Origin of the sequence: Bradyrhizobium quebecense (genome assembly GCF_013373795.3) — a bacterium.
In the GTDB taxonomy this organism is placed as follows: domain Bacteria; phylum Pseudomonadota; class Alphaproteobacteria; order Rhizobiales; family Xanthobacteraceae; genus Bradyrhizobium; species Bradyrhizobium quebecense.
On record NZ_CP088022.1, the window covers coordinates 1041556 to 1064734 of the forward strand.

The 23179-nt window shown below is 65.2% G+C and carries 19 protein-coding genes and 1 pseudogene; 13 read left to right on the forward strand and 7 right to left on the reverse strand.

From position 1 onward, the window contains the following. Positions 1 to 5: 5 nt before the first annotated feature. The 3 genes from HU230_RS04940 to HU230_RS04950 form a co-directional block, all read right to left on the reverse strand. Positions 6 to 917, reverse strand: coding sequence for an NAD(P)-dependent oxidoreductase (locus HU230_RS04940; protein WP_176532656.1), 912 nt, complete (start codon positions 915 to 917; stop codon positions 6 to 8). Between the two features lie 30 nt (positions 918 to 947). After that, positions 948 to 2198 (reverse strand): Zn-dependent hydrolase, encoded by a 1251-nt coding sequence (locus HU230_RS04945; protein ID WP_176532655.1) that lies wholly within the window; start codon positions 2196 to 2198, stop codon positions 948 to 950. A 122-nt stretch (positions 2199 to 2320) separates the two neighbouring features. After that, entirely contained in the window at positions 2321 to 3238 is a 918-nt protein-coding gene (locus tag HU230_RS04950; RefSeq protein ID WP_176532654.1) for a LysR family transcriptional regulator, read from the reverse strand. 120 nt (positions 3239 to 3358) lie between these two features. Here HU230_RS04950 and HU230_RS04955 point away from each other — a divergent pair, with 120 nt between their 5' ends. The 6 genes from HU230_RS04955 to HU230_RS04980 all read left to right on the forward strand — a co-directional run bounded on the left by HU230_RS04955 (position 3359) and on the right by HU230_RS04980 (position 9009). Further along, positions 3359 to 4177: a putative hydro-lyase gene (locus HU230_RS04955; protein WP_176532653.1), complete on the forward strand. Its 819-nt coding sequence runs from the start codon at positions 3359 to 3361 to the stop codon at positions 4175 to 4177. 87 nt (positions 4178 to 4264) lie between these two features. Then, complete coding sequence (locus HU230_RS04960) at positions 4265 to 5512, forward strand: ABC transporter substrate-binding protein (protein WP_176532652.1); 1248 nt, start codon at positions 4265 to 4267, stop codon at positions 5510 to 5512. A 246-nt stretch (positions 5513 to 5758) separates the two neighbouring features. Continuing rightward, the gene (locus HU230_RS04965; protein ID WP_229164536.1) at positions 5759 to 6592 is read left to right on the forward strand and encodes a branched-chain amino acid ABC transporter permease; all 834 of its coding nucleotides are present in this window, start codon (positions 5759 to 5761) and stop codon (positions 6590 to 6592) included. Then, on the forward strand, positions 6592 to 7578 hold the full coding sequence (locus HU230_RS04970; protein WP_176532650.1) for a branched-chain amino acid ABC transporter permease: 987 nt from the start codon (positions 6592 to 6594) through the stop codon (positions 7576 to 7578). The genes HU230_RS04965 and HU230_RS04970 overlap by 1 nt, the downstream gene beginning before the upstream one ends. Then, the gene (locus HU230_RS04975) at positions 7575 to 8321 is read left to right on the forward strand and encodes an ABC transporter ATP-binding protein (RefSeq protein ID WP_176532649.1); all 747 of its coding nucleotides are present in this window, start codon (positions 7575 to 7577) and stop codon (positions 8319 to 8321) included. The genes HU230_RS04970 and HU230_RS04975 overlap by 4 nt, the downstream gene beginning before the upstream one ends. Continuing rightward, positions 8305 to 9009 (forward strand): ABC transporter ATP-binding protein, encoded by a 705-nt coding sequence (locus tag HU230_RS04980; RefSeq protein WP_176532648.1) that lies wholly within the window; start codon positions 8305 to 8307, stop codon positions 9007 to 9009. Before HU230_RS04975 ends, HU230_RS04980 begins: the two co-directional genes overlap by 17 nt. 186 nt (positions 9010 to 9195) lie before the next feature. On the opposite strand, the gene HU230_RS04985 is transcribed toward HU230_RS04980, so the two are convergent. Continuing rightward, on the reverse strand, positions 9196 to 9477 hold the full coding sequence (locus tag HU230_RS04985) for a hypothetical protein (protein WP_176532647.1): 282 nt from the start codon (positions 9475 to 9477) through the stop codon (positions 9196 to 9198). A gap of 32 nt (positions 9478 to 9509) precedes the next feature. Then, positions 9510 to 10166: a 3-oxo-tetronate 4-phosphate decarboxylase gene (gene otnC, locus HU230_RS04990; RefSeq protein ID WP_176532646.1), complete on the reverse strand. Its 657-nt coding sequence runs from the start codon at positions 10164 to 10166 to the stop codon at positions 9510 to 9512. 175 nt (positions 10167 to 10341) lie between these two features. On the opposite strand from otnC, the gene ltnD reads away from it, so the two are divergent. From ltnD to HU230_RS05020, 7 genes are all read left to right on the forward strand, one after another. After that, positions 10342 to 11253, forward strand: coding sequence for an L-threonate dehydrogenase (gene ltnD / locus HU230_RS04995; RefSeq protein WP_176532645.1), 912 nt, complete (start codon positions 10342 to 10344; stop codon positions 11251 to 11253). A 12-nt stretch (positions 11254 to 11265) separates the two neighbouring features. Continuing rightward, on the forward strand, positions 11266 to 12048 hold the full coding sequence (otnI, locus tag HU230_RS05000) for a 2-oxo-tetronate isomerase (RefSeq protein WP_176532644.1): 783 nt from the start codon (positions 11266 to 11268) through the stop codon (positions 12046 to 12048). After that, on the forward strand, positions 12045 to 13322 hold the full coding sequence (gene otnK, locus HU230_RS05005) for a 3-oxo-tetronate kinase (RefSeq protein ID WP_176532643.1): 1278 nt from the start codon (positions 12045 to 12047) through the stop codon (positions 13320 to 13322). The genes otnI and otnK overlap by 4 nt, the downstream gene beginning before the upstream one ends. A 170-nt stretch (positions 13323 to 13492) precedes the next feature. Next, positions 13493 to 15184 carry a methyl-accepting chemotaxis protein gene (locus HU230_RS05010; RefSeq protein ID WP_173641665.1) on the forward strand — a complete coding sequence of 564 codons (1692 nt, stop codon included), beginning with the start codon at positions 13493 to 13495 and terminating at the stop codon, positions 15182 to 15184. Between the two features lie 62 nt (positions 15185 to 15246). After that, entirely contained in the window at positions 15247 to 15369 is a 123-nt protein-coding gene (locus HU230_RS43585) for a hypothetical protein (protein ID WP_275949081.1), read from the forward strand. A gap of 387 nt (positions 15370 to 15756) precedes the next feature. Continuing rightward, positions 15757 to 18936, forward strand: a complete 3180-nt coding sequence (locus tag HU230_RS05015) for an efflux RND transporter permease subunit (RefSeq protein ID WP_176532642.1) — start codon at positions 15757 to 15759, stop codon at positions 18934 to 18936. Beyond that, complete coding sequence (locus HU230_RS05020; protein ID WP_176532641.1) at positions 18923 to 20125, forward strand: efflux RND transporter periplasmic adaptor subunit; 1203 nt, start codon at positions 18923 to 18925, stop codon at positions 20123 to 20125. Before HU230_RS05015 ends, HU230_RS05020 begins: the two co-directional genes overlap by 14 nt. Before the next feature lie 116 nt (positions 20126 to 20241). On the opposite strand, the gene HU230_RS05025 is transcribed toward HU230_RS05020, so the two are convergent. Continuing rightward, positions 20242 to 21753, reverse strand: a complete 1512-nt coding sequence (locus HU230_RS05025; protein WP_176532640.1) for an acetyl-CoA acetyltransferase — start codon at positions 21751 to 21753, stop codon at positions 20242 to 20244. Between the two features lie 145 nt (positions 21754 to 21898). Then, positions 21899 to 23032, reverse strand: a pseudogene (locus tag HU230_RS43820) (nitronate monooxygenase). Between the last annotated feature and the right edge of the window lie 147 nt (positions 23033 to 23179).

Consider the following 23179-nt stretch of genomic DNA (forward strand, 5'->3'; position numbering starts at 1 on the left):
ACGGTCTACCCCTTCACGATCCGTCGGCAATGCTCCCATGCCGCGTGGATCAGGTTCTCGCTCGCTTCGGGCGTGCGGAACGCGGAATGCGCCGACAGCGTCACATTCGGGATCTTCGTGAGCGGGTGATCCTTCGGCAGCGGCTCGATGTTGTAGACGTCGAGGCCGGCGTGGCGGATCTGGCCGGAGTTGAGCGCATCGATCATCGCCTGCTCATCGACGATGGCGCCGCGGGCGGTGTTGATCAGCACCACGCCCTTTTTCATCTTGGCGATCTTGTCGCGCGTGATCATGCCGCGGGTCTCGTCGTTCAATAGCAGATGGATCGAGACCACGTCGCTGTTTGCCAGCACCGTGTCGAGCTCGGTGAAGTCGACGCCCGGGTGGCTCTTCGGCGACCGGTTCCAGGCAATCACCTTCATGCCGCTGCCGAGCGCGATGCGGGCGACCTCGGCGGCGATGCCGCCGAAGCCGACCAGGCCGAGCGTCTTGCCGGTGAGCTGCATGCCGTCCTCGCGCAGCCAGTTGCCGGCGCGCATCTCGCGGTCCATCTGTGCGATCACCCGCGCCGACGACCACATCAGCGCGATCGCGGATTCCGCAACCGCGGTGTCGCCATAGCCCTTGATCAGATGCACGGCGATGCCGAGCTCGGCGAGCTCTTCCGGATTCATGTAGCTGCGCGCGCCGGTGCCGAGGAACACGACATGCTTCAGGCCGGCGCACTTCTTCGCGACGTCGGTCGGCAGCGCGGTGTGATCGACCACTGCGATCTCGGCGCCGTCGAGCACCGCCGGATAGTCCTCGGACTTGATGTCCGGGTTGCGGTTGATCCGCATCTGGGGATCGCCGGGCTTTTCCAGCCGCTCCGTGATGACAGCGAGCGATTCATTGGCGTCGACAAACACTGCGCGCACGAAAGCCTCCATTGAAGGAAGAAGGGATGATCAGGATGCGACGCCGGCGAGCGCCAGCACCGTATGCATCAGGACGTTGGCGCCGGCGGCGCAATCGGTCTGCGTGGCGTCTTCCAGCTCGTTATGGCTGATGCCGTCCTTGCAGGGCACGAACACCATCGCCGCCGGCATCACCGTGTTGAGGTTGCAGGCGTCGTGGCCGGCGCCGGAGGTGATGCGGCGATGCGAATAGCCGAGCTGCTCGGCTGCGTTCTCCACTGCGTCGACCAGCTTCGGGTCGAAATGCGTCGGCGCCTTGCGCCAGACGAGATCAAGCTGCACCTCGACCTTGCGCCTTGCTGCGATCTCGGTGACCGCAGCCCGGAGATCGCGATCCAGCGCGTCCATGATCGCTGCGTCGGCGCTGCGGCAATCCACCGTGAAGGCGATCTCGCCGGGAATGACGTTGCGCGAGGGGCTCGCGATCACCGCCTCGCCGATAGTGCCGACCGCCTTCGGCCCATGCTTCCTGGCAATGCTTTCCATCGCCAGAACGATCTCCGACAGCGTCGCCAGCGCATCCCGGCGCAGTGGCATCGGGGTCGAGCCGGCGTGGCTCTCGAAACCTGTGATCTTGCCATCGTACCACAGCACGCCCTGGCCGGAATCGACCACGCCGATGGTCTTGCCTTCGGCCTCCAGGATCGGGCCCTGTTCGATATGCAACTCGACGAAGCTGGTGAACTTCTGGCGGCCGACCGGGGCATCGCCGCGATAGCCGATCGAGTCCAGCGCCTGCGCCACCGTGACGCCCTCGGCATCCTTGCGCGACAGAATGTCGTCGGTGGTGAAGTCGCCGACATAAGCGGCCGAGGCCATCATCGCCGGCGCAAAGCGCGAGCCTTCCTCGTTGGTCCAGTTGCAGATGCAGATCGGCAGCTCGGTCTCGATGCCGGCATCGTTGAGCGTGCGCACCATCTCGAGCGCGGCCAGCGTGCCGAGGATGCCGTCATATTTGCCGCCGGTCGGCTGGGTGTCGAGATGCGAGCCGACGCCGATCGGCGGCTTCGACATATCCCGCCCTTTCCGCAAGCCGAACATCGAGCCGAGCGCATCGACCTGCACCTCGAGGCCGGCGTTCTCGCACGCCTTGCGGAACCAGTCGCGCACCTGCTTGTCTTCGGTGCTGAGGGTCAGCCGCCGCACGCCGCCCTTTGGCGTTGCACCGAACTGCGCGGTTTCGTGAATGGTGCCCCAGAGGCGGGCGGAATCGATCTGCAGGTTGGTCGCGGCTCGGCTCATGTCGTCAGTCCATTTCAGCTGTCATTCCGGGGCGGTCCGAAGGACCAGGCCCGGAATCTCGAGATCCCGGGTTCGATGCTGACGCATCGCCCCGGAATGACGTTTGATTATCCGGCACTCGTTCAATGGCGCGCCGCTTCCATCGCGTCAACTGCCACGCTCGCCTGCGCGATCTGCCTGGCGAGATGAGCGACGCGCTCGATAGCGACCGCATCGGGCGAGGCGAGCCAGCTCGCGGTGAAGGTGAGGGGCGGCAGCTTGAGGTCGGTATCGAGCAGTTGCAAGCGGCCGTCGGCCAGCTCGTTCTCAACGATCGCCGACGGAATCACCGCAATGCCAAGGCCTTCATTGGCCATGTGGATCACGGTCGCGAGCGAGGTCGAGGCGTGCAGCCGGATCGGCGGCAGGTCAGGGGCGTTGAACAGCGCGCGTACGGTCTCATAGGGCTGGGTCTTGCGCGGAAATGTGATGATCGGAAACCGCGCCAGATCCCGCCGCGCCACCGGCCCGGAGCCGAGGCCGAGCGAGGGGCTCGCCAGGAAACCGATCGGGTAATCGCACAGCACATGATTGTGCGCGCCGGATGCCGAGACCGGTCCGAGCACGAAGGCGAGCTCGATCTCCTGCGCCAGCAGTCGCGGGGTCAGGTTCGGCGTGATGTCGACCTCGATCTCCAGCGACAGGTTCGGGTAGATCTCGTTGACGCTCTTGACCAGCCGCGGCAGCCAGGTGTGCACGATGGTCTCCGCGACACCGAGCCGCAGCGCGCCGCGCATCGCCGAGCGGTCACCGACCTCGGCCATCATCTCCGAACGCAGACCAATCAGCTTCTCGGCGTAGGTCATCATCAGCCGTCCGCTCGGCGTCGGCGAGGCCACCCGGTGATCCCGGTTCAACAGCTTGACGCCCATCTCGCGCTCGAGCTGGGCGATGCGCTGGGAGATTGCCGGCTGGGTGGTGTTGAGCCGCTGGGCGGCGCCGCGGAAGCTGCCGAGCTTGACGACCCAGAGGAACGTTTCGATCGAGCGGAAGTCCGTCATTGGAAGCATATCCCCGATCGATAAATTGTATTTATCGATTTTGATTAGAAAGGACGATTAGACATTATATCACGCTTGGTGTTGGTTTGTCCTTGTCGAGATTATGGGCAGGAGAATCCCATGACTGTTTTTGCGGCAGTGCAGCGATCTCAGGGGGAGCCGGTGCTAGCGAGCGTCGAAGCGCGCCGCGCCTGCCGCAACGGCATGGCCTCGGCCACCACGGCCGGGCTCGCCAACGGTTTCGTCCAGGGCAATCTGGCGATCCTGCCGGAGAAACTCGCCGGCGCCTTCCACCGCTTCTGCCAGCTCAATCCGAAGCCGTGCCCGATCATCGGCATGTCCGACGTTGGCGATCCCAGAATCCCGGCGCTCGGCCTCGATCTCGACATCCGCACCGACGTGCCGCGCTACCGGGTCTGGCGCGACGGCGAGGTGGCGGACGAGCCGACCGACATCACCAAATACTGGCGCGACGATCTCGTCACCTTCGTGCTCGGCTGCTCCTATTCGTTCGAGGAGGCGCTGCTGGAGGACGGGCTGCCAATCCGTCACATCGAACGCAACCTGCGTGTGCCAATGTATCGGACCAACATCGCCTGCCAGCCGTCGGGGCCGTTCGCGGGACCGATGGTGGTGTCGATGCGCCCGTTCAAGCCGGCGGATGCGATCCGCGCGGTGCAGATCACCTCGCGCTTCCCGTCGGTGCATGGCGCGCCGGTTCATCTCGGCCACCCGCATGCGATCGGCATCAAGGATATCGCGAAGCCCGACTACGGCGATCCGGTGCCGGTGGCCGATGACGAGATCCCGGTGTTCTGGGCCTGTGGCGTGACGCCGCAATCGGTGATCGCAAGTGCGAAGCTGCCGTTCGCGATCACGCATTCGCCGGGCCTGATGCTGGTGACCGATCTCAGGAACAAGCAGCTGGCTGTGCTCTGAATAGGCAATTCGTGCAATTCATTGAGGCTTTACTGCGCGCTACAAGCATCACATCGATAATAACAAGCTGACCTAAGGGGAATTTCGATGACGATCTCTCGCCGTAACGTGTTGCTGGGTGCCACTGCTGCCGCTGCGCTCGGTCCGATGGCCGCGCGCGCGCAGACAAGCGAAGTGGCAATCGGCGTGATCTATCCGCTGTCCGGCTCCAGCGCCGCGATCGGCGTCGACGCGCAGCATGCCTTCAATACCGCGGCCGAGATCATCAACAAGAACTATGATTTCGCGCTGCCGCTCGCCAAGGGCGAAGGCCTGTCCGGCCTCGGCGGCGCCAAGGTCCGCCTCGTGTTCGCCGACCACCAGGCCGATCCGCAGAAGGGCCGCGCCGAGACCGAGCGCCTGATCACGCAGGAGAAGGTCTGCGCCGTCGTCGGCACCTATCAGAGCGCGGTGGCCGTCACCGTCAGCCAGACCTGCGAGCGCTACGGCGTTCCGTTCATCTCGGCCGACAACTCCTCGCCGAGCTTGCATCGCCGCGGCCTGAAGTATTATTTCCGCGCCTCACCGCATGACGAGATGTTCTCGGCGGCGATGTTCGACTTCTTCGATGCGATGAAGAAGAAGGGCCAGAAGATCGAGACGCTGGCGCTGTTCCACGAGGACACCATCTTCGGCACCGATTCGGCGAACGCCCAGACCAAGCTCGCCGGCGAGCGCGGCTACAAGATCGTGGCCGACATCAAGTACCGCGCCAATTCGCCGTCGCTGACCGCCGAGGTGCAGCAGCTCAAGGCCGCGAATGCCGACGTCCTGATGCCGTCGAGCTACACCACCGACTCGATCCTGCTGGTCAAGACCATGGCCGAGCTCGGCTACAAGCCGAAGAACATCATGGCGCAGGATGCCGGCTTCTCGGAGAAGGCGACCTATGACGCGGTCGGCGACAAGCTCGAGGGCGTGATCTCGCGCGGCAGCTTCTCGCTCGACCTGGCGCAGAAGCGGCCGATGGTCGGTCTCATCAACGAGATGTACCGCGCCAAGTCGGGCAAGGACTTCAACGACTACTCGTCGCGCCAGTTCATGGGCCTGATCGTGATGGCCGACGCCATCAACCGCGCCAAGTCGACCGACGGCGAGAAGATCCGCGAGGCGCTGGTCGCCACCGACATGCCGGGCGACGTCACCATCATGCCGTGGCGGCGCGTGAAGTTCGACGAGATGGGGCAGAACAATTTCGCCGATCCGGTGCTGCTGCAATATACCGCGAAGAACTTCGTGACGATCTTCCCGGAACAGGCCGCCGTCTCCGAGGCGATCTGGCCGATGAACAGCTGATCGTTCGGACGCGTCCCTACGTCGTCCCGGGCAGGCGAAGCGCGACCCGGGACCCCCGCGCGAGTGCGTGCACTCATCGCGTAACACAGGCAGGCGTTTTGCGATGATTGGTTGTTGGTCCTTCTACCGATGCATTTGTGGTTATGGGTCCCGGCCTACGCCAGGACGACGCGGGAGACACATGTTGACTGGGGCGCAGCGGTGACAGCCGAGACCATTATCCAGAGTTTGGCGAGCGGCCTCCTGATGGGGCTGCTCTACGGACTGATCGCCGCCGGCCTCGCATTGATCTTCGGATTGATGGACGTCGTGAATTTCGCGCACGGCGAGTTCCTGATGATCGCGATGTACGCGACCTTCTTCCTGTTCGCGTTCTTCGCGATCGACCCCTTGCTTGCGGCGCCGTTGGTCGCCGCGGCATTGTTCGTGTTCGGCGCGGTGGTCTACCTGCTGGTGGTCCGCTTCGCGATGCGCGCCAAGGCCAATGCCGGCATGGTGCAGATCTTCTCCACCTTCGGCCTCGCGATCGTGATGCGGGGCCTCGCCCAGTTCTTCTTCACGCCCGACTACCGCAGCGTCACCAACTCCTGGGTCGGCGGCAAGACGATCTCGATCGCCGGCATCTATCTGCCGGAGCCGCAGCTGATCGGCGCGATGCTGTCGATCGCGGCCTTCGTCGCGCTCTACTTCTTCATCAATCGCACCGATTTCGGCCGCGCGCTCGAGGCGACCCGCGAAGACGCCGGCGCGGTGGCGCTGGTCGGCATCGACAAGAACCGGGTGTTCGCGCTCGGCTGGGGCCTTGGTGCCGCGCTGGTCGGCCTGGCCGGCGCCATCATGGCGATCTTCTTCTATGTCTATCCCGACGTCGGCGCGTCGTTTGCGCTGATCGCCTACGTCACCGTGGCGCTCGGCGGCTTCGGCAGCGTGTTCGGCGCCTTTGCCGGCGGCATCATCGTCGGCCTGGTCGAGGCGACCACCGCGATGATCCTGCCGCCGTCGCTGAAATCGGTCGGCATCTATGCCGTCTATCTCCTGGTCGTCTTCATCCGCCCGCGTGGCCTGTTCGGATCGATGTGATGGACACCCACTTCGCCCAACGCCGCAGGCGTGACCTGATCGTGGCGGCCTGCCTTGCGGTGATCGCAGCGTTAGTGCCGCTGTTCGTCAAGGACGTCTACATCCAGAACATCATGGTCTTGACCCTGATGTATGCCGCGCTGTCGCAGAGCTGGAACATCCTGTCCGGCTATTGCGGACAGATCTCACTCGGCCATGCGCTGTATTTCGGACTCGGCGCCTACACCACCGCGCTGCTGTTCACCAAGTTCGGCGTGCTGCCGTGGTTCGGCATGCTGGCGGGCGGGGCGATCTCCGCCGTGATCGCGATGGCGCTCGGCTATCCCTGCTTCCGCCTGCGCGGGCATTATTTCGTGATCGCGACCATCGTGATCGCCGAGATCGCGCTGCTCTTGATCCAGAACTGGGATTGGGCGGGCGCAGCCCTCGGTATCGATATCCCGGTGCGCGGCGACAGCTGGCTGAAATTCCAGTTCACGCGCTCGAAGCTGCCGTACTTCTATTTCGCGCTGGCGCTGGCCTGCGTTGCCTGGCTCGTCACCTGGTGGCTGGAAGATTCCAAATGGGGCTATTGGTGGCGCGCGGTGAAGGATAATCCGGATGCGGCCGAAAGCCTCGGCGTCGTCGTGTTCAATTCGAAGATGGGCGCAGCGGCGGTCTCGGCCTTCCTCGTTGCCGTCGGCGGCAGCTTCTACGCCCAGTTCGTCTCCTATATCGACCCCGAAAGCGTGATGGGCTTCCAGTTCTCGCTGCTGATGGCGCTGCCCGCGGTGTTAGGGGGCATCGGCACGCTGTGGGGGCCGGTGCTCGGCGCCGTGATCCTGATCCCGCTGACCGAGCTGACGCGGTCCTTTGTCGGCGGCTCCGGCCGCGGCGTCGACCTGATCGTCTATGGCGCGCTGATCGTCGCGATCTCGCTGGCACTGCCGAAGGGGCTCGTCAGCGTGTTCAGCATGCTGTCCGGGCGCAAGGAGGCCGCACGATGACGGCACTCTTGGAAACGCCGCTCTTGGAAACCCGTGGCGTCTGGCAGCGCTTCGGCGGCCTCGTCGCTAACAGCGACGTCTCGATCTCGGTCGGGCGCGGCGAGATCGTCGGCCTGATCGGCCCGAACGGGGCCGGCAAATCGACGCTGTTCAATCTGATCGCGGGCGTGCTGCCGCCCACCCAGGGCTCGATCATGTTCGACGGCGAGGACGTGACCAAGCTGCCGGCGGCGGAGCGCTGCCAGCGCGGCGTCGGGCGCACCTTCCAGGTGGTCAAGAGCTTCGAGACCATGACGGTGATCGACAACGTCATCGTCGGTGCGCTGATCCGCAACACCAAGATGCGCGTCGCGCGGCAGAAGGCCTATGAGGTCCTGGAGTTCTGCGGACTTGCGGCGCGCGCCGACAAGCTTGCCGCCGATCTCGTCCCGTCGGAGAAGCGCCGGCTCGAAGTCGCCCGTGCGCTCGCCACCGAACCGAAGCTGCTGCTGCTCGACGAGGTGCTGACCGGACTGACGCCGGTCGAGGCGCAGACCGGCGTCGAGCTGGTGCGCAAGGTCCGCGCCACCGGCGTCACCGTGCTGATGGTCGAGCATGTGATGGAGATCGTGATGCCGCTGGTCGACCGCGCCATCGTGCTCAATCTCGGCAAGGTGCTGGTCGAGGGCAAGCCGACCGAGGTCGTCCGCAATCCAGAAGTCATTTCTGCCTATCTCGGGGATCGTCATGCTGTCGGTGCGTGAAGTCACCACCGCCTATCAGGGCCTGGTTGCGATCTCTTCGGTGTCGATCGACGTCACCAAAGGCGAGATCGTCTGCGTCGCCGGCGCCAATGGTGCGGGCAAGTCGACGCTGCTGAAATCGATCGCCGGCGCCGAGCGGCCGCGCGCGGGCACCGTCACCTTCGACGGCAAGCGGATCGACGGCCAGCCGCAGCACGTCATCACTGCTGATGGCATCGCCTTCGTGCCGGAGAACCGCCGGCTGTTTCCGCGGCTCTCGGTGCGCGACAATCTGCGGCTCGGCAGCTACCTCTATCGCAGCCAATCCGACCGCGACGCGCCGCTCGATCTGGTGTTCCAGCTGTTCCCGCGGCTCGGCGAGCGGCTCGAGCAGCGCGCGGAGACCTTGTCCGGCGGCGAGCAGCAGATGCTCGCGATCGGCCGCGCGCTGATGACGCGGCCGCGGCTTCTGATGCTCGACGAGCCGTCGCAGGGCATCATGCCGAAGCTGGTCGACGAGATCTTCCAGGCCGTGAGGCGCATCCGCGACGCCGGCATGACGGTCCTGATCGTCGAGCAGCGCATGGCCGAGTGCCTGGAGATCGCCGACCGCGCCTACATCCTACAAACCGGCCGCGTGCTTATGCAGGGCACCGCCGCCGAGATCACCGGCAATCCCGACGTGCGCAAGGCGTATCTGGGACTGTAGAAGCAGCAGTGGTTCTACTTGCGACGGCATCATCCTGAGGTGCGAGCTCGGCGGCGCGGCGCGCCGCTGGGCGAGCCTCGAAGGATGGGCCACAGGCGCTTGTGGCCATCCTTCGAGGCTCGCTTCGCTCGCACCTCAGCATGACGGCGGCGTGCGTGGCGCGCGACATCTAGCTCGTAGCCCGGACTACTTGTCTTTGCCCTCTTCGACCTTCTCGACCTTCGCGGCAAGATCCGGCACGCGGCTGACGCGGTAGGTCGCGTTGCTGCAGGTCAAGGTCCAGGCCTCGTTGTCGGGCTTCGAGAGCTTGTCGTCCCGCTCGGCCTTGAGCGGCTTGTCGCAGGCATAGCCTTGCGCGCGCAGCTGTACCGCCAGCAGGTCGGGCAGGGTCTGCTCGGCCTGTGCCGTCGATCCCGCCAGGCCGCCGACGAGCAGCGCTGTGAATGCCAATTCCGTGAACCTCATCATGACTGTTCTCCGCATATCTCACCTTGCTTGATCTAGTGAGGGTGATCCGGCAGCACGAGCCCGAACGTCCTCGTCAAATCCGCCACCTGTTCGGGCGAGAGATAGCGCGGGTTCAGCCCGCGCAGCAGCAGATAGAGTTTGGCGGTTTCCTCCAGTTCCTCGGTCGCGAACACCGCCGCTTCCAGCGTGTCGCCGGAGACGACGGGGCCGTGATTGGCAAGCAGCACCGATGAATATTTCCCGGCCAGCCCCCTGATTGCATCGGCAACGGCGGGGTCGCCGGGGCGATAATAGGGCACCAGCGCGGTCTGGCCGCATTTCATGACATAATAGGCCGTCATCGCCGGCAGCGCGGCGCGCGGGTCGATCTCGGGCAGCATCGAAAGCGCGACCGAATGGGTCGAGTGCAGATGCACCACCGCGCCGGCGCTGGCGCGGGTCTGGTAGAGCGCGGTGTGCAGCGGCACTTCCTTGGTCGGGGCATCGCCGGAGACGAGGCGGCCATTGCCGTCGAGCCGCGACATCTTCGCCGGATCGAGGAAACCGAGCGAGGCGTTGGTCGGCGTCACCAGCCAGCCGCCGTCGTCGAGCCGGACGCTGATATTGCCCGAGGAGCCCGGCGTCAGCCCGCGCTCGAACAGCGAGCGGCCGAAGCGGCAGATATCCTCACGAAGCCTCGTTTCGCTCATCCGCTTTTGCCCACCCGGTTTCGTCCGCCTGTTTTGTCTTGGCGCTATCCGTTTTCCGCTTTGTCTCATGCTTTGGCAGCACGGCCAAGGCGTGATAGGCAAGCAGCAACGCGCATGATCCGGAAGAGTGGAAACCGTTTCATGTGCAATCAAGTAAAAATTTGAGGATCGCCGCATGTCCAGTTCCGCAAAACCGCACGTCGCCGTCATCGGGCTGGGCTCGATGGGATACGGCATGGCGACCTCGCTCAAGCGCGCCGGTTTGGTTGTGACCGGCTGCGACGTCTCGGCCGATGCCGTCGCGCGCTTCGCGGCCGACGGCGGCAAGGGCGCGAAAACGCCGGCCGAAGCGGCCAGGGATGCCGACATCGTCGTCAGCGTCGTCGTCAATGCGGCGCAGACCGAAGCCATCCTGTTCGGCAAGGACGGCGCCGCCGAGACCCTGGCCAAGGACGCGGTCTTCATATCGTCAGCGACCATGGACCCAGATATCGCGCGGTGCCTTGCGAAACAACTCGAGGCGACCGGCCGGCATTATCTCGATGCGCCGATCTCCGGCGGCGCGCAGCGCGCGGCGCAGGGTGAATTGACGATCCTCGCCTCGGGCACCCCGGCGGCGTTCGCGAAGGCGCGACCGGCGCTGGATGCGATGGCGGCAAAGCTCTACGAGCTCGGCGATGCCGCAGGGCAGGGCGCCGCGTTCAAGATGATCAACCAGCTGCTGGCCGGTGTGCATATTGCCGCCGCCTCCGAGGCGATCGCCTTTGCCGCCAAGCAGGGCCTCGACATCAGGAAGGTCTATGAGGTGATCACGGCCTCCGCCGGCAATTCCTGGATGTTCGAGAACCGCATGCCGCATGTGCTCGACGGCGATTATGCGCCGCGCAGCGCGGTCGAGATTTTCGTCAAGGACCTCGGCATCATCCAGGACATGGCGCGCAATGCGCGCTTCCCGGTGCCGATCTCGGCCGCGGCGCTGCAGATGTTCCTGATGACATCGGCCGCCGGCATGGGCCGCGACGACGATGCGTCGGTGGCGCGGATGTATGCGCAGGTCACCGGCACCAAGCTTCCCGGCGCGAAATAAGAGGATCCTGCGATGCCCCGCTTTGCCGCCAACCTCACCATGATGTTCAACGAGGTCCCGTTCCTCGACCGCTTCGAGGCGGCGGCGAGAGCGGGCTTCACCGCGGTCGAGTTCCTGTTTCCCTACGACCATCCGGCCGAGGAGGTCGGCAAGCGGCTGAAGGCTGCCGGGCTGACGCAGGCGCTGTTCAACCTGCCGCCGGGCGACTGGAACGCCGGCGAGAAGGGATTTGCCGCGCTACCGGACCGCTTCGCCGATTTGCAGCAGAGCCTGAAGACCGCGCTGCCTTATGCGCAAGCGACCGGCGTCAAGCGCGTGCATCTGATGGCCGGGATCGCTGACCGCGGTGATCGACGCGCAGTCGAAGCCTTCTACAAATCCGTCGCGAACGCCGCGGAGTTCTTCGCGCCGCACGACCTCGACGTCGTGATCGAGCCGATCAATCCGCGCAACGTGCCCGGCTATTTCCTCAATGATTTCAACTTCGCGTACGACCTGATCAGCGAGCTGAAGATCCCGAACCTGAAATTGCAATTCGACATCTATCACTGCCAGATCATCCATGGCGACGTCACGATGCGACTGCGCGAGATGATGCCGATCATTGGCCACATCCAGATCGCCTCGATCCCCTCGCGCAACGAGCCCGACGGCGAGGAGCTGAACTATCCGTTCCTGTTCGGTGAGCTCGACCGGCTCGGTTACGGCGGCTTTGTCGGCTGCGAATACAATCCGCGCGGCAAGACCACCGACGGTCTCGCCTGGTTCAAGCCCTATGCCGGAGTGAAGCCGTGACACTCGCACTCGGTTGCATCGCCGACGACTATACCGGCGCCTCCGACCTCGCCAACACGCTGACCCGCGCTGGCCTGCGCACGGTGCAGACCATCGGCGTGCCCGCCGACGATCTCGCGCTGCCGGAGGTCGACGCCGTCGTTGTGTCGCTGAAGAGTCGTTCGATCGAGGCCGGCCTTGCCGTGACGCGTTCGTGCGCCGCGGAGAGCTGGCTGCGCGGCCGCGGCGCCGGGCACGTCCTGTTCAAGATCTGCTCGACCTTCGATTCCACCGATGCCGGCAATATCGGTCCGGTGATGGACGCGCTGCGCGCCGATTCCGGGGACAGCATCGTGCTGGTGACGCCGGCGTTCCCGGAAACCGGCCGCACCGTCTACCAGGGCAATCTGTTCGTCGGCTCGGTGCCGCTGAACGAGAGCCCGCTGAAGGACCATCCGCTCAACCCGATGCATGATTCCAATCTGGTCCGCGTGCTGGCGCGCCAGAGCAAGACCAGGATCGGCCTGGTCGATCTGGCGACGCTGAGCCGCGGCACCGAGGCCGTTCGGGCAAAGCTCGCCGAGCTTGCACGCAGCGGCATCGGCGCTGCGATCGTCGACGCGGTGTTCGACCGCGACCTCGAAACCATTGGGCAGGTGGCGCTGGATCACGGTCTCTCGGTCGGCGCCTCCGGCATCGGGCTAGGATTGGCGCGGGCGCTGGTCGCCGCAGGCAAGGCCAAATCGGCTGCCGTGAATGCCGTGACCAGCGCAGCGATCGGCGGGCCGGCCGCCTGCCTCGCCGGCAGTTGCTCGCAGGCGACCCTGCGCCAGATCGCCAGCGCCGAGAAGGTGATGCCGGTCCTGCACCTCGACCCCGAGCGGGTGATCGCCGGCAAGGACGAGGCGCAGCGCGCGCTCGCCTGGGCCAAAGAGCGGCTCGGTACGGGTCCAATCCTGATCGCCAGCAGCTCGACTCCGGAGGAGGTGGCTGCTCTACAATCCCGTCATGGCCGTGATGCAGCCGGACATGCGATCGAGCAGGCAATGGCCGACCTCGCGGAGGGGCTGGTGCGGTCGGGTGTGCACAGGCTGGTGGTCGCCGGTGGTGAAACTTCAGGCGCCGTGGTCGATCGCCTGGGTATCCCGGGATTCCTGGTCGGGGCGGAAATCGCTGCGGGTGTGCCGGTTCTGCGCGCGGTCGGCGCTGGAAAGGGCGAGATGGTGCTTGCCCTGAAATCAGGCAATTTCGGCGGGCCGGAGTTCTTCTCGGACGCGCTGGCATTGATGCCTTGATGCGCCTCTCGCGCACCATGTCAGTCTGATGACTGATATCTCCGTAGTTCAACGGTGAACCAAATTAACCCTACTTAAGGAGGGGGGCTGGCTTTGATGTCTACGGCGTTCCGCCGCGCCCCCAGCCATTCGATCGGGCCTCGCGAGCCCGATATCCAAGAGACCTCAAGATGTTCGCCAAATTCTCGATCCGCGCCAAGATCATTGCCGTGGTGTCCTTCCTGCTTGTCGCAATGGCGGGCATGGGCCTGCTGTCGGTCACGAGCATGCGGTCGATCAATGCCAACACGGTGGATATCACGAAGAACTGGCTGCCGAGCGTGCGTGCGCTTGGGGATCTGCGCGCCGGCGTCATCACCTACCGCAACGTGATCCGCGAGCACATGCTGGTCGAGACGCTGGAGGAGAAGCTCGCGCAGGAGAAGACCCTGGCGTCGGTGGTCGAAGCCAACACCAAGGTCCGCGCGATCTACGAGCCGATGATCACCTCGCCGGAAGAGCGGACGCTCTACAATCAATGGGTCGACACCTGGACTCGCTACAAGAAGGGCACCGAGGAGGTGATGGCGCTGTCGCGCAAGGAGGTCGGCAAGGTCCCGCACGAAGCGCATGAGCTGAACGCCAAGACCGTGAACAAGATCGGCCTCGAGGCGGACGAGATCCTGCGCAAGGATATCGACCTCAACAACGCCGGTGCCGACAAGGCGGCGCAGGACGCTGCGAACAGCTACGCATCAGCGTTCATGCTGCTTGCGATCATGCTCGGCGCCGTCATCATCGTGGGCGCCGGTATCGGCTTCCTGATGATCCGCGACGTGACTTCCGGCATCGCCTCGATCGTGAGCCCGATGCAGGCGCTCGGCCGCGGTGACCTCACCGCAATCGTGCCGCACCAGGGCGAGAAGACCGAGATCGGCGCGATGGCCGACACGCTGCAGGTGTTCAAGGAAGCCCTGGTTGCCAAGAAGGCCGCCGATGAGGCCGCGGCCGCCGATGCCGAGGCCAAGATCGAGCGCGGCCGCCGGGTCGATACCATCACCCGCAATTTCGAACAGATGATCGGTGAGATCGTGCAGACCGTGTCATCGGCCTCGACCCAGCTCGAAGCCTCGGCCAGCACGCTGTCGTCGACCGCACGGCGGTCGCAGGAACTGACCACCTCGGTTGCCGCTGCGTCCGAGGAGGCCTCGACCAACGTGCAGTCGGTGGCGTCGGCGACCGAAGAGCTGTCGTCGTCGGTGACCGAGATCAGCCGCCAGGTCCAGGAGTCGGCGCGGATGGCGGGCGATGCCGTCGGCCAGGCGCGCACCACCAACGATCGGGTCAGCGAGCTGTCGAAGGCCGCCGCGCGGATCGGCGACGTTGTCGAACTGATCAACACGATTGCCGGTCAGACCAATCTGCTGGCGCTGAACGCCACCATCGAGGCGGCGCGCGCCGGTGAAGCCGGCCGTGGCTTCGCGGTCGTGGCCTCCGAGGTGAAGGCGCTGGCCGAGCAGACCGCGAAGGCGACCGGCGAGATCGGCCAGCAGATCGCCGGCATCCAGACCGCAACCCAGGAGTCGGTCGGCGCGATCAAGGAGATCTCGTCGACCATCGAGCGGCTGTCGGAGATCTCCTCAACCATCGCCGCCGCGGTCGAAGAGCAGGGCGCGGCGACGCAGGAGATTTCCCGCAACGTGCAGCAGGCGGCGCAGGGCACCCAGCAGGTCTCGGCCAACATCACCGACGTGCAGCACGGCGCCAACGAAACCGGCTCGGCTTCGACCCAGGTACTGTCGGCGGCGCAGTCGCTTTCGGGTGACAGCAACCGCCTCAAGCTCGAGGTCGGCAAATTCCTCGACGCCGTCCGCGCGGCCTGAGGCCGGGCGCGCCTTTGACCATCGAAAAATGCCCGGCCGACAGGCCGGGCATTTTTCCTTGCGTGGATACGGTGACCGGCTCGGCGTCGACCCAGGTGCTCCCGGCGGCGCAGTCGCTCTCGGGCGACAGCAGCCGCCTCAAGCTCGAAGTCGGCAAGTTCCTCAACGCCGTTCGCGCCGCCTGATCCGGCGCCGCCGGTTCGGCCATACAGGCATTGTTGTCGGGGCAACCGATCCCGGTGTGGTGAGCCGGCCGGCTCACCACACTTTACATTTTCGCAGAGCAGCGATGCGCTAGCCTCGTGACGGCCGAAGCAGCGTGCTCGGCCGGCGCATATTCGCAGCAGAGCCGTCTCTTTTTTGACGATGATACGAGCGCGATCGGCGGCACTGGGTCCGGCGTACCCGATCGGAGCGCACGGCTTCACGTACTATGCCAAGGAAGTGAAGGCCGCCGCGGCTCCGCAGGTTGGCGTTTTGCCCGTCATCGGGTAAATCGGCCGCTGCGGAACGGCTTTTGCAATGTCGATTCCTCTGCCCGGGGCGGGCTTCATTTCGGGAATGCTGCTTTTATGATCGCACTGGTCCGTATCGCGCTGAGCCGGCCATATACTTTCGTCGTGCTCGCGATCCTGCTCTTGATTATCGGACCGCTGGCCGCACTGCGCACGCCGACCGACATCTTTCCCGACATCCGTATCCCCGTGATCGGCGTGGTCTGGCAGTACACCGGCCTGCCGCCCGACCAGATGGCCGGCCGCATCACTTCGCCGTTTCAGCGCGCGCTGACCACGACGGTCAACGACATCGAGCACATCACCGCCAACTCGTATAACGGGTTCGGCATCATCAAGATCTTCTTCCAGCCCAATGTCGACATCCGCACCGCCAACGCGCAGGTCACCGCGATTTCGCAGACCCTGCTCAAGCAGATGCCGCCGGGCGCGACGCCGCCGCTGATCCTGAACTACAGCGCCTCGACGGTTCCCATCATCCAGGTCGCATTGTCGGGCGAAGGCCTGACCGAGCAGAACCTCGCCGACATCGGCATCAACCAGCTGCGCACGCCGCTGGTCACGGTGCCTGGCGCTGCGATCCCGTATCCGTTCGGCGGCAAGCAGCGCCAGGTCCAGATCGATCTCAATTCGACCGCGCTGCAGGCGCGTGGCCTGTCCGGCCAGGACGTCGCCAACACGCTCGCGGCACAGAACCTGATCACGCCGGTCGGCACGCAGAAGATCGGCAATTTCGAATACACCGTAAACTTGAACAATTCGCCGCTCCGGATGGAGGAACTCGGCGACCTGCCGATCAAGCAGGTTAACGGTGCAATGGTCTATGTGCGTGACGTCGCCACCGTCCGCGACGGCAACCCGCCGCAGACCAACATCGTCCATGTCGACGGCAACCGTTCGGTGCTGATGATGGTGCTGAAAGCCGGCGCCACCTCGACGCTCGATATTATCTCCGGCATCAAGCAGAAGGTGATCGACGTCAAGGACCAGATGCCGGACGCGCTGAAGATCGGCTTCATCGGCGACCAGTCGGTGTTCGTCCGCGGTGCGATCACCGGTGTCGCCTTCGAGGGCGTGATCGCCGCGCTGCTCACCAGTGTGATGATCCTGCTGTTCCTCGGCAGCTGGCGCTCGACCGTCATCATCGCGGTGTCGATCCCGCTGTCGGTGCTCGGGGCCATCATCATGCTGTCCCTGATCGGCGAGACGCTGAACATCATGACGCTCGGCGGCCTTGCGCTCGCGGTCGGCATCCTGGTCGACGACGCCACGGTGACGATCGAGAACATCAACTACCATCTCGAGCAGGGCAAACCGGTCGAGCAATCGATCCTCGACGGCGCCAACCAGATCGTGACGCCAGCCTTCGTCTCGCTGCTCTGTATCTGCATCGTGTTCGTGCCGATGTTCTTCCTGACCGGCGTGGCGCGCTTCCTGTTCGTGCCGATGGCCGAAGCGGTCATGTTCGCGATGATCTGGTCTTTCATCCTGTCGCGCACTTTGGTGCCGACCATGGCGAACTATTTGCTGCAGGCGCATGTCCATCACGAGGGCGCGCCGCCGAAATCGCGCAATCCGCTGGTCTGGTTCCAGCGCGGCTTCGAGGCGCGGTTCGAGCGCATCCGTGGCGGCTATCGCGGCCTGCTCGAGATGGCGCTCGGCCACCGCAAGGTGTTCGTCGGCGGCTTCCTCGCGGTGGTTGCCGCGTCGTTCGTGCTGGTGCCGTTTCTCGGCCGCAACTTCTTCCCGTCGGTCGACGCCGGCAACATCCTGATGCATGTCCGCACCCAGGTCGGTACCCGTGTCGAGGAGACCGCCAACCAGCTCGCCGATATCCAGAAGGCGATCCGCAAGCTGGTCCCCGGCGAGATCGAGACCATGACCGACAACATCGGCATGCCGATCTCCGGCATCAACATGACCTACAACAACACCGGCGTGATCGGTCCGCAGGACGGCGACATCCAGATCCGCCTCAAGGAAGGCCACAAGCCGACCGAGCAGCATGTCCGCACGCTGCGTGAGCAATTGCCGCGGCTGTTTCCGGGCACCAGCTTCGCGTTCCTGCCGGCCGACATCGTCAGCCAGATCCTGAACTTCGGCGCGCCGGCGCCGATCGATTTGCAGATCCGCGGCGCCAATCTCGACGCCAATTTCGCCTACGCCAACAAGCTATTGGCGAAGATCAAGCGCATCCCCGGCATTGCCGATGCACGGATCCAGCAGTCGCCGAACAATCCGACCTTCAACATCGATGTCGATCGCACCCGCGCGCAATATGTCGGCCTGACCGAGCGCGACGTCACCAACTCGCTCGTCGTCAACCTTGCCGGCTCCTCACAGGTCGCGCCGACCTACTATCTCAATCCCGACAACGGCGTGTCCTACTCGATCGTGATGCAGACGCCGCAATATCAGATCGACTCGCTGAGCGCTTTGCAGACGCTGCCGATTACCGCGACCGGCAATACCCAGGCGCCGATCCTCGGCGGCATCGCCGACATCAAGCGGGCGACCTCGAGCGCGGTGGTGTCGCAATATGACATCCAGTCGCTGGTGCAGATCTATGCCACGACGCAAGGCCGCGATCTCGGCGGCGTCGCGACCGACGTGCGCCAGCTGATTGCTGACACCGCAAAGGAAGTGCCGAAGGGCTCTTCGGTGGTGCTGCTCGGCCAGGTGCAGACCATGAACTCGGCCTTCACCGGCCTCTTGTTCGGCCTGCTCGGCGCGGTCGTCTTGATCTACTTCCTGATCGTGGTGAACTTCCAGTCCTGGTCGGACCCGTTCGTGATCGTCACGGCGTTGCCCGCAGCACTCGCCGGCATCGTCTGGATGCTGTTCACGACCCAGACCACGCTGTCGGTTCCCGCGCTGACCGGCGCCATCATGTGCATGGGCGTTGCGACCGCCAACAGCGTGCTCGTGATCAGCTTTGCCCGCGAGCGCTACGAGGAACTTGGCGATCCCGTCGCGGCCGCGCTGGAGGCCGGATTTGTCCGCTTCCGCCCGGTGCTGATGACGGCGCTCGCCATGATCATCGGCATGGCGCCGATGGCGCTGGGGCTCGGCGAGGGCGGCGAGCAGAACGCGCCGCTCGGCCGCGCCGTGATCGGCGGCCTGATCTTTGCAACCTTCGCGACGCTGATGTTTGTTCCCGTGGTATTCAGTATGGTACACAAGAAGCAAGGCGCCAAAGCCGCCGCCTCATCGGAGATTCCGCATGCAGCCCACTGAACAGCGCCCACCGGTGTCTCGCCGGAAATTGGGCATATTCGGCGTGGTTGCACTGGTCGGCGCCGGGCTGATCGTCGGCACCGGCATCCGCGCCCGTGAGGAGCAGGACACAAGGCTGAAGGAATGGACCGACGACCAGGCCATTCCGACCGTCGCCGTGGCGCTGCCGAACGCCAAGGCGCTGAGCCCCACGATCGACCTGCCGGGCCGGCTCGAGGCCTATTCCCGCGCACCGATCTTCGCGCGGGTGTCCGGCTATCTCAAGAGCTGGGACGCCGACATCGGCGCTCGCGTCAAGGCCGGCCAGGTGATCGCCGAGATCGAGGCGCCCGACCTTGACCAGCAATTGTTGCAGGCGCGCGCCGATCTCGCCAGCGCCCAGGCCTCAGCCAAGCTCTCCGAGGCGACGCTGACCCGGCGCAAGACGCTGGTCGCCTCGAATTTCGTCTCCGCCCAGGAGATCGACGAGCGCACTGCCGACCTCTCCAACAAGAACGGTGCGGTCAGGTCCGGCCAGGCCAATGTCGAGCGGCTGGAAGCGCTCGCTGGTTACAAGAAGATCACGGCGCCGTTCGACGGCGTGGTGACCTCGCGCGACACCGACGTCGGCGCGCTGATCAATGCCGGCGGCAACTCGGGTCCCGCGATGTTCACGATCTCGGACATCACCAAGCTGCGCGTCTACGTCAACGTGCCGCAGAACTACGTCCCGGCGATCAAGATCGGCGCCAAGGCCTCCTTGGTGTTGCCGGATTACCCGAACCGCACGTTCCAGGCGACGGTGGAAGCCTCCTCGCAGGCGGTCGATGTCGCCTCCGGCACCACGCGGATGCAACTCGGGCTCGACAACTCCTCCGGCGAGCTGATGCCGGGCAGCTATGCCAGCGTGAAGCTCAATTTGCAGCGCGAGGCCGCGCCGCTCAGCATTCCCGCCAGCGCGCTGATCTTCAACAGCAACGGCCTGCGGGTCGCAACCGTCAGCCCCGATGACAAGGTGCTGTTCAAGACCGTGAAGATCGGCCGCGACCTCGGCAAGGAGATCGAGATCGCCTCGGGCCTCGCCCCCGACGACCGCATCATCACCGCTCCGCCGGACGGCCTCGCCGACGGCGATCATGTGCGCGTGACCGGTGTCGGCGCCAAGGGCAAGCCGACGACGGCGTCTGAAAAGCAGGACGTGAAGGGGTAGGGCGTAGCCCCGCTCATCACGTCATGCGCGGGCTTGTCCCGGGCATCCACGACTTCCTTTTGCTGCGCAAAGACGTGGATGGCCGGGACAAGCCCGGCCATGACGGTGTTGGTGGTTCAAGCCACCCGCCATTCCCGCACGCCGTCACTGGCCGTGACGATGTTGCCCGTGGTGCCGACCGGCGTGCGGTCGAGGTTCTGCAGATACGTCAGCGTTGCCGTGTCGCTCGCCGGGACGCGGCCGAGCGTGCGGCGGCCGTCCTCGGTGCGCAGCATGGTGACGCCGTGCTCGACCTCGCCGTTGGCGCGATAGATCACGGTGAAGGCCTCGACCTTGCCTTTTCCTGTCGCCTCGGCGGTGAAGTCGGGCACGTTGCGCCTGTTGCGGTCGGCTTCCGCCTGCACGCTGGTGTCCTGCTCGAGCGCGGCCGTCGGCGCGGCGCGCGACAGCACGAGGCCATGATGCTTGGTGACGAAGCCGCCCTGGCCGTAGAGCAGGCCGAGCGTGCCGCCGCCGCGCAGCTTGCGCACCATCGCGCAGGCCGAATGCGTCATGTAGGTGTTGAGCGGCGCGCCGAAGAACGTCAGCCCGCCCGTCACGGTCGGCTGCACGTCGGCGCCGAGGCCGAGCGTCCGGCGCGCCATCTTCGGCACGCAGGGGAAGCAGCTATAGAGTTCAATCGCGTCGAACTTCCTGCCGTCGCCGCCGACGAGGTCCATCGCCGCCTTCAGCACCGCATTCTGTGCGTGGCTCTCGACAAACTGGTCGCGGATCAGATAGTCGCGCGGTTCTTCCGCCGAGGCGCCGCCGAGCGGATAGATCAGTTTGTCCTCGGGCACGCCGGCGGCGCGCGCTTTCGCCAGGCTGGTCAGGATCAGCGCGCCGCCCATGTTCACCGTCGGATTTGCCACCATCAGTTTTGTATACGGCCAGGCGATCATCCGGTTATCGGGCGTCGCGGTGGTGATCTCGTCGCCGGTGAAGCGCTTCTTCAGCCAGGAGTTCGGATTATCGGCGGCAACCCGCGCATAGGTGGACCACAACTCGCCGGACTCCTTCAGCGCCTCGCGCGGCGTCTGGCCCCAATGCGCTGAGGTCGCGGACTCATAGAGCGGATAGACCGTGATCGGCCGGAACACGCCGAGCGCAACCGCAAGCGGCTTCTGGAATGCGGCGCCGCGCTTCGGCTCCTCCACGTCATGCGCGAACGGCGTCCACGGCAATGTGAGGCCGGCGCGCTGCGCCTTGGTCGCGGTCGACTGCGCCTCCGCGCCACAGACCGCGGCAACGCTGCATTCGCCGCGCGCGATGCGCTGCGCCGCCTCGTGCAGGTACCGGATCGGGCTCTCGCCGCCGACCGGACCGTAATAGAGATGCGCCGGCGCGATGCCGAGCCGCTGCGCCAGCTGCTTCTCGGGATCGCGGTAGCGCCAGCTCAGGAAGTTGACGACGTCGAGCGACTGCACATCGGAGAGCAGTCTTGCGCCGCTGTCGGCCTCGGCGCGCTTCAGCGCCTCTTCCAGCAAAGTGAGCGGCTCGAGGCCGGCGGCGATGTCCTTTGGACGATCAACGATCTCGCCGACGCCGACGATGACGGGAATGCGGTCTTCGGGGATGCTGTTCGACATTCTTGTTGCTTCACTCTGGGATATTGGGCTCGATGGTTGTTCTAGGCGTCATTGCGAGCGAAGCGAAGCAATCCATGTCTTGACTCGGGGAATGGGTGGATTGCTTCGTCGCTCCGCTCCTCGCAAGGACGGTTGTGCTCTTGCGCTACTCCGCCACCAGCGCGTTCATGTGCTCGACGGCTTCGACGAAATCTTCCTTGAACTCCTGCACCACGGCGCCCGCCGACTTCACGCTGTCGACCAGGCCGACACCCTGGCCGACGAAGTAGCTGACGAGATCGCGCGCCTTCTCGTTGCCGGCCGCAGCTGCGCGGTCGATCGCGTTGAACGCGTCGCGACTGATGATGCTTTGCAGCGGCATCGGCAGCGCGCCGGGGCTGTCCGGCGAGCGGTCCCAGGCGTCGGTCCAGACCGAGCGGAGCTGCCGCGCCGGCTTGCCGGTTCGGCCCTTCGAGCGGATGGCGTCGCGCGAGGAGGCCGCGATCATCTTCTCGCGGAAGATCTCCGAGGTCTCCGACTCCACGGTCGCAAGCCACACCGAGCCGGTTCAGGCGCCGGCGGCGCCCATCGCCATGCAGGCCGCCATCTGGCTGCCGGTCATGATGCCGCCGGCGGCGAGCACCGGCACGTCGCGAATCTTCCTGACCGCCTTGATCACCTCGGGCACCAGCACCATGGTCGAGACTTCGCCGCAATGGCCGCCGGCCTCGGTGCCCTGCGCGACCAGGATGTCGACGCCGGCCGCGACCTGGCGCAGCGCATGTTCCTTGGAGCCGACCAGCGCCGCGACCGGCACCCCGTGCTTGCGGCCCATCTCGATCATCGCCTTCGGCGGCACGCCGAGCGCGTTGGCGATCAGCCTGATCGGATGGCGGAACGAGACGTCAAGCAGTTGAAGCGCGGTCTCGGCATCGAACGGTTGCGGCTGGTTGTCGGCGACGTTCCGGCTGGTCAACTCGATGTCGTATTTCTTCAGCAAATTGCGGGTGAAGTCGCGATGCTCCTGCGAGACGCGCGCCTCGAGGCTCTTCCAGGTGACGTTCTTCTCGCCCGCGGTCGAGATGTTTTCCGGGATTAGCACGTCGATGCCGTAGGGCTTGCCGTCGACATGCGCGTCGATCCATTTCAGCTCCTGCTCCAGCGTCTCCGGCGAATGCGCGGTCGCGCCAAGCACGCCGAAGCCGCCGGCGCGGCTGACCGCCGCCACCACGTCGCGGCAATGGCTGAAGGCGAGCAGGGGGAAGTCGATTCCCAGCATGTCGTAGATCGGTGATTTCATGGACTGGTTCTCTCCCGGCGGCTGCTTGTTGTGCTTGTTGGCATCAGCCTCTGCGACGCTAGCGCATGACGGTCGGCGAAGCCAAGCGGGTTTCGGCTGCGGCGATCTTGCGTGCAGGCGCTGCTTGGCAGCATCGCTTGCAACGCA